The sequence below is a fragment of the Hyalangium sp. genome (genome assembly GCF_035629615.1).
Taxonomy (GTDB): Bacteria; Myxococcota; Myxococcia; order Myxococcales; family Myxococcaceae; genus Hyalangium.
This window is the reverse complement of the sequence record NZ_DASPHO010000174.1, coordinates 1-10,785: the sequence shown is the minus strand read 5'-3', so window position 1 is coordinate 10,785 and position 10,785 is coordinate 1. Positions and strand designations below refer to the sequence as shown.

12 protein-coding genes and 1 pseudogene are annotated in these 10,785 nt (G+C 68.9%); 8 read left to right on the top strand and 5 right to left on the bottom strand.

The window, feature by feature from the left end:
• From VD972_RS09045 to VD972_RS09010, 8 genes are all read left to right on the top strand, one after another.
• Window positions 1-594, top strand: a 594-nt coding sequence (locus VD972_RS09045) for an FAD-dependent oxidoreductase (protein ID WP_324983893.1), incomplete at its 5' end; no start/stop codon positions are given.
• A 31-nt stretch (window positions 595-625) separates the two neighbouring features.
• The gene (locus VD972_RS09040) at window positions 626-1,822 is read left to right on the top strand and encodes an aminotransferase class I/II-fold pyridoxal phosphate-dependent enzyme (RefSeq protein WP_324983889.1); all 1,197 of its coding nucleotides are present in this window, start codon (window positions 626-628) and stop codon (window positions 1,820-1,822) included.
• Window positions 1,819-2,265, top strand: a complete 447-nt coding sequence (gene moaC, locus VD972_RS09035) for a cyclic pyranopterin monophosphate synthase MoaC (protein WP_324983887.1) — start codon at window positions 1,819-1,821, stop codon at window positions 2,263-2,265. The genes VD972_RS09040 and moaC overlap by 4 nt, the downstream gene beginning before the upstream one ends.
• A gap of 128 nt (window positions 2,266-2,393) precedes the next feature.
• Window positions 2,394-2,909 (top strand): hypothetical protein, encoded by a 516-nt coding sequence (locus VD972_RS09030; protein WP_324983884.1) that lies wholly within the window; start codon window positions 2,394-2,396, stop codon window positions 2,907-2,909.
• A gap of 66 nt (window positions 2,910-2,975) precedes the next feature.
• Window positions 2,976-3,812 (top strand): 5-deoxy-glucuronate isomerase, encoded by an 837-nt coding sequence (locus VD972_RS09025; RefSeq protein WP_324983880.1) that lies wholly within the window; start codon window positions 2,976-2,978, stop codon window positions 3,810-3,812.
• A gap of 1 nt (window position 3,813) precedes the next feature.
• Window positions 3,814-5,670: a 3D-(3,5/4)-trihydroxycyclohexane-1,2-dione acylhydrolase (decyclizing) gene (gene iolD / locus VD972_RS09020; protein WP_324983877.1), complete on the top strand. Its 1,857-nt coding sequence runs from the start codon at window positions 3,814-3,816 to the stop codon at window positions 5,668-5,670.
• Window positions 5,671-5,694: 24 nt separating this feature from the next.
• Window positions 5,695-6,591 carry a myo-inosose-2 dehydratase gene (iolE, locus tag VD972_RS09015; protein WP_324983874.1) on the top strand — a complete coding sequence of 299 codons (897 nt, stop codon included), beginning with the start codon at window positions 5,695-5,697 and terminating at the stop codon, window positions 6,589-6,591.
• Window positions 6,584-7,648: a transaldolase family protein gene (locus tag VD972_RS09010; RefSeq protein WP_324983866.1), complete on the top strand. Its 1,065-nt coding sequence runs from the start codon at window positions 6,584-6,586 to the stop codon at window positions 7,646-7,648. The genes iolE and VD972_RS09010 overlap by 8 nt, the downstream gene beginning before the upstream one ends.
• Window positions 7,649-7,678: 30 nt before the next feature.
• Here the strand turns inward: VD972_RS09010 and iolG are convergent, their stop codons facing one another.
• The 5 genes and pseudogenes from iolG to VD972_RS08985 form a co-directional block, all read right to left on the bottom strand.
• Window positions 7,679-8,671 (bottom strand): inositol 2-dehydrogenase, encoded by a 993-nt coding sequence (iolG, locus tag VD972_RS09005; protein ID WP_324983863.1) that lies wholly within the window; start codon window positions 8,669-8,671, stop codon window positions 7,679-7,681.
• A gap of 52 nt (window positions 8,672-8,723) precedes the next feature.
• On the bottom strand, window positions 8,724-9,281 hold the full coding sequence (locus tag VD972_RS09000) for an NUDIX hydrolase (protein WP_324983860.1): 558 nt from the start codon (window positions 9,279-9,281) through the stop codon (window positions 8,724-8,726).
• 13 nt (window positions 9,282-9,294) lie between these two features.
• Window positions 9,295-10,149 (bottom strand): transglutaminase-like domain-containing protein, encoded by an 855-nt coding sequence (locus VD972_RS08995; RefSeq protein ID WP_324983857.1) that lies wholly within the window; start codon window positions 10,147-10,149, stop codon window positions 9,295-9,297.
• Window positions 10,150-10,202: 53 nt separating this feature from the next.
• Window positions 10,203-10,481: a hypothetical protein gene (locus VD972_RS08990; protein ID WP_324983853.1), complete on the bottom strand. Its 279-nt coding sequence runs from the start codon at window positions 10,479-10,481 to the stop codon at window positions 10,203-10,205.
• A gap of 24 nt (window positions 10,482-10,505) precedes the next feature.
• Window positions 10,506-10,785 (bottom strand): annotated as a pseudogene (locus VD972_RS08985) (protein tyrosine phosphatase); the annotation flags it as partial.

The following is a 10,785-nucleotide window of genomic DNA, read 5'->3' as shown; positions in this document are numbered from 1 at the left end:
ACCGCCAAGTGGCTGAGCGTCAAGGGCGAGGATATCTACAAGAACCGCGGGGTGTCTGCGTGCGCCACCTGTGACGGGGCCTTCTTCAAGAAGCAGGACGTGCTGGTGGTGGGCGGCGGCGACACCGCCATGGAGGAGGCCACCTACCTGGCGAAGATCGTCAACCACGTCACCCTGCTGCACCGCCGAGACACCTTGCGCGCCTCGAAGATCATGCAGGATCGCGTGCTCAACAACCCGAAGATCTCCGTCATGTGGAACAGCGCGGTAGACGAGGTGGTGGGCAACGAGCAGGGCATGACGGGTGCGGTGGTGCGCAACCTGAAGACGAACGACACCCAGCTCCTCACCGCCACGGGCCTGTTCGTCGCCATCGGCCACGTCCCCAACACCCAGCTCTTCCAGGGCGTGCTGGAGACGCACCAGAACGGCTACCTCAAGACGGAGCCAGGCACCACCCGCACCAACATCGAGGGTGTCTTTGCCGCCGGCGACGTGCAGGACGCCGTCTACCGGCAGGCCGTCACCGCTGCGGGCACCGGCTGCATGGCCGCCATCGAGGCCGAGCGCTGGCTCATCGAGCAGGGCAAGTGAGCGTGGGCCCCCGCTCCTCGAGGTAACCGACATGAGCCCGAAGCGGCTGAGTCAGAAGACGGTGGCTGTCCACGCGGGCAGCCGGCTGGTGGGCAGCACGTCCCAGCCCCTGGCCCCCGCCATCCACATGTCCACGGTGGGCTGGTTCGACAGCAGCGAGGAGCTGGATGGGGCGCTGGACGGCAAGGACTACGTCTACTCGCGCATCAGCGCCCAGAACACCGCGCTCCTGGAGGAGTCCGTGGCGGCGCTGGAGGGGGCCGAGGCGTGCGTCTCCTACGCCAGCGGCATGGCTGCGCTCCGCGCCGTCTTCGAGGCGCAGAACCTCCAGGCGCTGGACCGGGTCGTCATGCCCGCGGACGGCTATGGCGTCACGCGCCTGCTCTTCAAGACGCTGTGCGCCCGCGCCCGCGTGGAGCTGCACCCGCTGGTGCTCACGGATCCCCACGCGCCCGACCGCATTGCCGAGCTGCGGCCCAAGCTCGTGCTCGCCGAGAGCATCACCAACCCGCTGCTCTCCGTGCCGGACATCCGCGCCCTGGCGAGCGCCTGCAAGGAGGCAGGGGCGGCGCTCGCCGTGGACGCCACCTTCCCCTCGCCGTACGGGCAGCGCGCCCTCTCGCTGGGGGCGGACTATGCCGTCCAGTCCGCGACGAAGTGGATCAACGGCCACAGCGACGCGCTGGCCGGCACGGTGAGCGGCTCGCGTGAGCGCATGGCCTCGCTGCGCTCCCAGCGGCTGATCGCGGGGGACGTGCTGGGGCCCTTCGAGGCGTGGCTCACCCAGCGGGGCTTGCGCACCCTCCACGTGCGCATGAAGGCCCACTTCGAGCACGCCGCGCACGTGGCGCGCCGCCTCGCCGAGTCCCCGCTGCTGGAGCGCGTCTACTACCCGGGCCTGCCCTCTCACGCGGATCATGCGGTGGCTCGCGAGGTGCTGGAGGGCGGCTTCGGCCCCATGGTGGCGTTCGAGATCAAGGGCGCGGGCCGGCCCGAGGCCTTCCGCTTCCTGGAGGCGCTGAAGGTGGCGCGGCCGGGGCCGTCGCTCGGGGACGTGTGCACGCTGGTGATGCACGCGGCCAGCGCCAGCGCTCGCCGGATGACTCCCGAGGAGCGCGCTGCCGCAGGTATCCGTGAGAGCCTCATCCGCGTCTCCGTTGGGCTGGAGGAGCCTGAGGACATCGTTGAGGATCTGCTCGCCGCCGTGGCGCAGGGGGTGGCGCGGTGAGGATGGTGGACGTTGGAGGCAAGCGGAAGACGGGCCGGGTGGCCGTGGCCACCTCGCGCCTGCGCATGCTCCCCGCAACCCTCGCGCGCATCCAGCAGGGGAAGGTGGAGAAGGGGGATGTGCTGGCCGCGGCCCGGCTCGCCGGCATCATGGCCGCCAAGCGCACCCCGGACGTGGTGCCGCTCTGCCACCCCATCGCGCTCTCCGGCGTGGAGGTGACGCTCGCTCCCTTCGAGGACGGGCTGGAGGTCCGCGTCGAGGTCCGCACCGTGGATCGCACTGGCGTGGAGATGGAGGCCCTCACCGCGGCCTGCGCGGCGGCCCTCACCGTCTACGACATGTGCAAGAGCGTGGATCGGGGCATGGTCATCGAGCGCGTCCAGCTCGAGCACAAGTCGGGTGGCCGCTCTGGCACCTGGAACCGCAAGGCCTCGAAGCGCTGAGCGCGCCGCCAGGAGTGTTCCTGCCGAGCCGGACGGGCCTGGTGCCTTCGGAGGAGAGGCTGGTTGCCTGTCCGCCCCCTTCCGGACCGGCCTCTGGGGGGTGATCTCTCCTTGCAAGAGGAGGTCTTATGTTCACCCGATTACTGTTGCTGGGCGTGCTGGTCATGGGGGCTGTCGGTCAGGCTGAAGAGGCCACGAGAGGTGGGAAGCCGACGGGCGGCCAGTTCTGCGGAGGCATCGCCGCCATCCCGTGCCCCGAGGGGCTCAGCTGCGTGGATGATCCCAAGGACTCCTGTGATCCGACCCAGGGCGGCGCCGACTGCGGCGGCGTCTGCGTCGATCCCTATGCGGAGAAGAAGCCCAAGTGCGACTACCGCGATCCGAACCTGAGCTACGTCTCCCGGGATCCCGCCCAGTGCGCGGCCATCCTCTTCAAGTGCCCCGAGGGCTCCACGGCGTTCTTCAATGACTGTGGCTGCGGGTGCCAGAACACGCAGGGCACCTGCAACTACCAGGATCCGAACCGGCGCTACGTCTCGCAGGCTCCCGCCCAGTGCGCCACGCTCCGGTTCGTGTGCAACACGGGGGAGAGTGCGTTCTTTGACGATTGTGGCTGCGGCTGCCAGCTGACGCCGACGCCCTAGGCAGCTCTGCCAGGGGAGCGTGCTAACGTCGGCCGGGCCGGAGTGCTCAACCTGCAGGGAGGGGTCATGGCCGACAGCACCCAGGCGAGAGCAGCCGTCATTACTCGCCACCGTGGGGGGTTCCCGCGCGGCCTCACCTGGATCACGCGAGAGGGTGAGGCCGAGCTGGATACAGGGATCGACTTCGGTGTCCACCGCATGGGCCGCGGCGAGAGCCTCCACGAGCCCGCTGCCAAGGAGACCGCCTGGATCCTGTTCTCGGGCCAGGCGGAGGTGGAGCTCGAGGGCAGACGGACGACGGTGGCGAGGGCCTCGCTCTTCGACGAGGCGCCCACGGTGGTCCACATTCCCGCGGGCACCCGCGTCCGCATCGAGGCCACGAGCCAAGAGGTAGAGTGGGGCGTCGTGTGCGCGACGAACCCGAAGGCTTTCGAGCCGCGCCTCTTCTTCCCCCAGGACATCCAAGACGAGCTGCGCGGCAAGGGGCTCGTCCAGGAGGGGGCGCTGCGCACGGTGCGCCTGGCCTTCGATCTGACGCACCGACCCGAGTCGAACCTCGTCATCGGCGAGGTGATCAACTACCCGGGCCGCTGGTCGAGCTACCCGCCGCACCACCACGCCCAGACGGAGATCTACCACTACCGCTTCACGCTTCCGCAGGGCTACGGCCACGCCGAGCTGGGGGAGGACGTCCACAAGGTGAGGCAGTACGACACGGTGAAGATCCAGGGAGGACTCGATCACCCCCAGGTCTCCGCGCCGGGCTATGGCATGTATTACCTGTGGGTCGTGCGGCACAAGCCGGGCAACCCCTACCGTGGCTTCGAGTTCAGCGAGGAGCACCGGTGGGTGCTCGACGCCCAGCAGCAGGGCTGGCGGCCAGGGAACGCAGGGGAGCGATGACATGAGCAAGACCGTCCGGGTCACTCTGGCGCAGGCGATCGTCCGGTTCCTCGAGGCGCAGCGCGTCTCGCGGGATGGCGAGGTGCACCGCTTCTTTCGGGGCGTCTTTGGCATCTTCGGCCATGGCAACGTGACAGGGATCGGCCAGGCGCTGGAGGAGCACGAGGGCGAGCTGCCCTACTTCCAGCCCAAGAATGAGCAGGGCATGGTCCACACGGCCATCGCCTATGCGAAGGCCCGGAAGCGGCTCTCCACCTTCGCGTGCACCAGCTCCGTCGGGCCGGGCGCCACCAACATGGTCACGGGCGCGGCCACGGCCACCATCAACCGCCTCCCCGTCTTGCTGCTGCCCGGGGACATCTTCGCCAGCCGGAGTCCCCAGCCCGTGCTGCAGCAGCTCGAGTTCCCTCACTCGATGGACGTGAGCGTCAATGACTGCTTCCGGCCAGTGTCGAGGTACTGGGATCGGATCCAGCGGCCCGAGCAGATCCTGTACGCGCTCCCCGAGGCCATGCGGGTGCTCGCCGATCCCGCGGAGACGGGGGCCGTGACGCTGTGTCTCCCCCAGGATGTGCAGGCCGAGGCCTTCGACTGTCCGGCGCACTTCCTCCAGGAGCGGGTCCACGTCGTCGAGCGTCGGCCATGCTCCCGGGAGCGCCTGGAGGAGGCCGCGGCGCTCCTGCGGCGGGCCCGGCGGCCGTTCTGCATCGCAGGCGGTGGAGTTCACTACGGCGCGGCCGAAGAGGCGCTCCGGCGGTTCTCGGACGCGACGGGCGTCCCCGTCGGTGTCACCCAGGCTGGTATGGGCGCCCTGCCGGACACGCATGGCGCCTGTCTGGGGGCTGTTGGCGTCACGGGGACGGGCGCCGCCAACCGGCTGGCCCGGGACGCGGACGTCGTCCTCGTCGTGGGCACGCGCCTGTCGGACTTCACGACGGCGTCGAAGACCCAGTTCCAGGCGGAGGGGGTGCGCTTCATCGCCATCAACGTGAACGCGTTCGACGCCGCCAAGCACGGAGCGCTCCCGCTCGTCGGTGACGCGAGGGTGGCGCTCGAGGACCTCACGAAGGCGCTGGAGGGGTGGCACATCCCCCAGGGCTATGGGGCCGAGATCGCCTCGGCCCGGGAGGAGTGGGCGAGGACCCGCGAGGAGCTCACGCGCTCGCCGGATGGCCGGCTCACGCAGGCCGAGGTGATCCGCATCCTCAACGACGAGGCGGGCCCCGGCTCCACGGTCGTGCACGCGGCGGGCGGCATCCCCGGCGACATCCACAAGCTCTGGCGTGCGAAGGAAGCGGACGACTACCACTCGGAATATGGCTACTCGTGCATGGGCTACGAGATCGCCGGTGCGCTTGGCGTCAAGCTCGCGCGTCCCGAGCGTGAGGTGTATGCGCTGCTGGGTGACGGCAGCTACCTCATGCTGAGCCAGGAGCTGCTGACATCAATCCAGGAGGGGGCGAAGCTCACCGTCGTCCTCCTCGACAACCACGGCTACCAGTGCATCCACAACCTGCAGCGCGGCTCGGGGGGCCGGGGCTTCGGCAACGAGTTCCGCGCCAGGAAGGGGGGCCGGCTCGAAGGCGAGCCGCTCGCCGTCGACTTCGTCCAGAACGCCCAGAGCCTGGGGGCGAAGGCTTTCACCGCGACGACCGCCGCCGAGCTCTCCCGTGCGCTGCGTGAGGCGCGGGCCCAGCCGACGAGCTGCCTCATCTACGTCCCGCTCGAGACCAGCTCGGGCTTGCCAGGGACTTCCTGGTGGGACGTGCCCATTGCCGAGGTGAGCTCCTCCTCTTCAGTGCAGGAGAAGCACGCGGCGTATGAAGAAGCGAAGAAGAAGCGGCGGTTCCATTACTGACGGGCCGCTCGCGGAGGACGCGCAATGCAGAAGGGTCTCGAGGTGGAGGTGGGCGCCCAGCCCATCAACTGGTGCAACGATGACTTCCGGGATCTCGGGGCATCGATCACGCTGGAGCAGTGCCTGAGCGAGATGCGCCAGGCGGGCTACGTGGGCACGGAGCTGGGCCACCGGTTCCCGCAGGAGGGCGGTGAGGTCCGGAGGTTGCTCGAACAGTACGGGCTGAGGCTCGCCTCCGGGTGGCACAGCACCTACCTAGCCTCCAGGCCCTACCCCGACGAGGAGAAGGCCTTCGACGCGCACCTGGCCCGGCTCAAGGCCGCGGGGAGCCGCGTGGTCATCGTCGCCGAGTGCACGCACGCCATCCACTCGGAGGGCTCGAAGCCGCTGCGCTTCGCCTCCGGCCTGGAGCTGCTCGATGAGAGCGCCTGGACGCGCGTCTACGAGGGGCTCGACAGGCTCTCCGAGCGGGCTGCTGCCTCGGGGATGAAGGTGGCCTACCACCCCCACATGGGCACGGTGATCCAGGACTCGCGCGACGTGGATCGGCTGATGGAGCGGACGAAGGTGCTCTCCCTCCTGCTCGACACGGGGCACCTTGCGTTCGCGGGCTCAGACTCGCTGGCGGTGCTGCGCGCTCATGGGAAGCGCGTCGCGCACGTCCACCTGAAGAACATCCGCCCAGCGGTAGTGGCGGACGTCCGAGCCAAGGGGCACAGCTTCGAGGCCGCCGTTCGCGCCGGCGCCTTCACCGTCCCGGGAGATGGGGGGATCGACTACAAGCCGATCTTCGAGCACCTGGCTGCGCTCGGGTACTCAGGCTGGTGGATCGTGGAGGCCGAGCAGGATCCGGCGAAGGCCAATCCTCTCGAGTATGCGCTCCGCGGGCGGCGCTACATCCGGGAGACGGCGGGTGTCTGAGACCTCATCCCGGATGCAGCAGACCGTCGCGCTGGGGACCGAGTTCTGGAACGACTCCTGCGCGCTCCATGAGCTGGCGGAGGCCATCCAGAACGGCGCCGTTGGTGCCACCTCGAACCCCGTCATCGTCGGGGCCGCCGTCAGCGGCGACAAGGCGAGGTGGGTCCCCGTGCTCGATCGCATCCTGCGCGAGAACCCTGGTGACACCGAGGATGACGTGGCCTGGAAGCTCATCGAGGCCGTCGCGAGGGACGCCGCCGCCCTGCTGCTGCCGATCCACGAGGCCACGAAGGGCCGCCAGGGGTACCTCAGCGTCCAGGTGAGCCCCAAGCTCTACCGGTCCACGGAGTGGATGATCGAGCACGGGGTGACGCTCGCCGCGCTCGCGCCCAACATCGCGATCAAGTGCCCGGCGACAAAGGAGGGCATTGCCGCGATGGAGGAGCTCACGGCCCAGGGCATCAACGTCAACGCGACGGTGAGCTTCACCGTGCCGCAGGTGCTCGCCACGGCGGAGGCGCTGGAGCGGGGGATGGATCGGGCGATCCGGGCGGGGGTGCCTCGGGAGCGGCTGCACCCCTACGTGACGATCATGGTGGGGCGGCTCGACGACCACCTGAAGCGGGCGGCCGAGCGGGACTCCATCCTCGTGGACCCTGGGTATTTGAACTGGGCGGGGATCGCCGTGTTCAAGCGGGCGCGCCAGCTGTTCCTCCAGCGCCAGTACCGGAGCACGCTGCTCGCGGCCGCATACCGTCACCACCTGCACTGGTCGGAGCTCATTGGAGAAGAGTCGATCCAGAGCATCCCGTACGGGTGGTGGAAGCAGTTCAACGCCTCGGACATCGCGCCGCGCAAGACGCTGTCCGAGCCCATCGCATCGGAGATCGTCGACACACTCCGCCGGAAGTTCCCGGACTTCGTTCGAGCCTATGACGAGGAGGGGATGCGCCCGGAGGAGTTCGCCGGGTATGGGGCCTCGGTCCACACGCTGCGGCAGTTCCTCGCAGGGTACCAGCAGCTCGTGGAGTGGGTGCGGGAGCGGATGCTGCCGTAGCTCAGCGAGCGGGCCACCGGGTGGGCCTGCTCACTGGGGGATCGGGACAGGCTTGCCGAGCTTGAGGGACTGGAGCGCGGCGTCGGCGAGGACGAGGGCTGCGCGGCCATCGTGGCCTGTCACGAGGGGCTCCGCGCGGCCGGCGGCGACCTCGAGGAAGTGGTCCAGCTCGGCGCGATAGGCCTCGGGGTAGCGGTCCAGGAAGAAGTTGTACGGCTTGTCGGTGAGCACGGCGTCGCGCGTGTAGCGCGTGACGGTGGTGGGAGGCGGGTTGGCCGCCTGGAGCATCCCCTTCGAGCCGAAGACCTCGATCCGCTGGTCATAGCCGTAGACGGCGCGCCGGCTGTTGTCGATGTGGCAGAGCGCGCCGCGCCGGGTCTTGAGGATCACCATCGCCGTGTCGATGTCGCCGGCCTCGCCGATGCCGGGATCCACCAGGCAGGAGCCCGTGGCGAAGATCTCGACGGGCTCCTCGGCCAGCAGGAAGCGCGCCATGTCCAGGTCATGGATCATCATGTCGCGGAAGATGCCACCAGAGACGCGGACATAGGCAGGCGGCGGAGGGGCTGGGTCTCGGCTGGTGATCTTGACGATCTCGATGTCACCGGCCTCACCGCGGCGGACCGCGTCGCGCAGGGAGCGGAAGTGAGGGTCGAAGCGGCGGTTGAAGCCGAGCACGAGCGGCACGCCCGAGCGCGACACCTCGCTCAGACAGGTGTCCACCTTCGCGAGGTCCAGGTCGATGGGCTTCTCGCAGAAGATTGGCAGCTTGCGCTGCGAGGCCTTGAGGATCAGCTCCACATGGGTGTCCGTGGAGGTGCAGATGAAGACGCCCTCCACGGCGGGATCCGCGAGGACGGCGTCCACATCGGTGGAGCCCTTCGCGCCATAGCGCTCGGCGAGAGACTTCGCGGCCGCGGCGTTCACGTCGACGACGGCGTGCAGCTGCGAGCCAGGGTGGTGGTGGATGTTGGCGGCGTGGATCTGGCCGATGCGTCCGGCACCCAGGAGAGCAATCCTCATGGGGTGACCATACACCGAGAGCTTCAGGGGTCAGCAAGCCCGAGGACTGTCCCTACCTGGCAGCCTCCGCGCGCAGCCGCTCCAGGAAGAAGGCCACCACCACGAGCGAGTGGGTGATCTGGCCCTCGAGGATGAGGCGCGGCACCTCCGCGCGCGGGTGCAGCTCCACGGTGATGTCCTCGCCATGGTCCTGCTGGCCCTCGTGGCGCTTCACGCAGTCCAGCGCCAGGAAGGAGTGGCACCGGTTGCCCTGGAGCGCGGGGTTGGGATGCACCGAGCCCAGCTCTACCAGGCGCCCTGGCACATAGCCCGTCTCCTCCTCCAGCTCGCGCGCCGCGGCGACCGCGGGCTCCTCGCCCCTCTCCACCAGCCCACCTGGGATCTCCAGCGTCGTCTCCTGGATCCCGAAGCGGTACTGCCGGATCAGCACCAGCTGATCCTCCGGCGTCACGGCGATGATGTTGCACCACTCTGGCGTGTCGATGAACACGCGCGGGTGCTCATGGCCGGTGCGCGGGTCCGCGTACATGTCCTCGCGGACCTTGAGGATCGTGTAGTCATGCTCGAGCCCTCGCCGCAGACGCGGCCATGGGCGGGGGGGCTGGGACACAGGGCCTCCAGGCTCAGTTCAGGTTGGCCAGCCGCTCGCGCAGCTCCTTGGACATCAGATCCAACCGCTCGCGATCCGGCGCCTCGGGGGACAGCTCCACGCACCGCTCCACGTCCTTCAGCGCGGCCCGGAACGCCCCCACCTTCGAGAGCAGCAGCGCGCGTGTGCGCAGCTCCCCCGGATGGTCCGGCGCCAGCAGCAGCAGCAGGTCCACCACCGTCAGGCCGCGCTCGGCGTCCTCGTGCTCCAGGTACACGCGCTTGAGGTTGGACAGCATGCGGTAGGTGATGAGCTCCACCGGCGCCGGCGCCAGCTTGGCCGGATCGAAGCGGAGCTGCGGCGCCACCCGCTTGAGCAGCTCCTCGCACCCCGTCTCCGTGAGGATGTCGCCGTTGTGGTACGGGTCGATCACCAGCTTGTGGTTCCCCGCGTTGCACGCCACCAGGAAGTGGCCGGGGAATGCCACCCCGTACAGGGGGATCCCCGCTCGCCGCGCCACCTCCAGGTACACCACCGAGAGGGAGATGGGCAGCCCGATCTTGTGCTCCAGCACATGGTCCAGGAAGCTGTTCTCCGGCGCGTAGTAGTCGTTCTGGTTGCCGCGGAAGCCCTCGATGTCCGCCAGCACATGGCGCAGGGCCCGCAGGCGCGCCAGGGACGGCCCCTCCTCAATGTGACGCTCCACCTCCAGCTGGACCCGCGCCGCCAGCGCATCCAGCGTGTGCAGGCAGGCCGGCGCGTCCAGGGAGGGGTTGGCCAGCGTGGCAATGGCCAGCGCCGCCAGATCCAGCCGTGGCGGATCCGCAGCGAGGGCTGACACCAACCGCTCCCGAGCAAGCGGGGAGCCGAATCCGGAAGGAGAGTTCACGGCGCAAGGACTAACCCAGCCGAGGGCGAACGGCAAAGGCAGGCGACCGGTTGTCAGGGCCCTTGGGGGGGCCGGTGTGGAAGTCGACCCTTGATTTCCGCCCGGAGCGCCATTTGCGCCGAGATCAACCCTGCCAGGATTCCATCCTCGTACTCGAAGGTGGGATGTTCCTTGAGTTCCGGGAAGTCATGCGCGTTGCGCACCTCCTCCGGGCTGAGGTTGGGCACGGCCTCGCGGGCCAGGCGCAGCACCTTGGCCTGCTGCTGGGCGATCATCCGCTCGAAGAGCGGCTGGGCCAGCTCCAACATCTCCTGGGCCATCTCTTCCGTCATGGATCCTGCCTCGCTGGACCGGGGCTACTTCTGGGCAATATCCCACTTCATCCGCTGGTAGGTCTGGCGGAACGTGAGGACATCCTCTTCGATAGCGCCCTTCTTGTCCTCGCGCCCGTCCAGGAAGGCCACGAAGTCCAGCTGCCGGTCCGGCTTGTCATACTCCTGGTCGAACAGCTTGACGATCTCGTTGGCGGGGAGGGTGCGCCGGCCGGCCACGTCCACCAGCCCGATCCGGAGGCCCTTCACGTCCTGCGAGGGCGTGTAGGACTTGTAGACGAGCTCCGTGCACACCAGCGTCGAG

Excerpts from the sequence above, each read along its gene's own strand:
- iolD (WP_324983877.1), top strand. The coding sequence starts at position 3,814 with ATGAGCAAGACCGTCCGGGTCACTCTGGCGCAGGCGATCGTCCGGTTC.
- VD972_RS09040 (WP_324983889.1), top strand. The coding sequence starts at position 626 with ATGAGCCCGAAGCGGCTGAGTCAGAAGACGGTGGCTGTCCACGCGGGC.
- iolG (WP_324983863.1), bottom strand. The coding sequence starts at position 8,671 with ATGAGGATTGCTCTCCTGGGTGCCGGACGCATCGGCCAGATCCACGCC.
- VD972_RS09030 (WP_324983884.1), top strand. The coding sequence starts at position 2,394 with ATGTTCACCCGATTACTGTTGCTGGGCGTGCTGGTCATGGGGGCTGTC.
- VD972_RS09025 (WP_324983880.1), top strand. The coding sequence starts at position 2,976 with ATGGCCGACAGCACCCAGGCGAGAGCAGCCGTCATTACTCGCCACCGT.
- iolE (WP_324983874.1), top strand. The coding sequence starts at position 5,695 with ATGCAGAAGGGTCTCGAGGTGGAGGTGGGCGCCCAGCCCATCAACTGG.
- VD972_RS08990 (WP_324983853.1), bottom strand. The coding sequence starts at position 10,481 with ATGACGGAAGAGATGGCCCAGGAGATGTTGGAGCTGGCCCAGCCGCTC.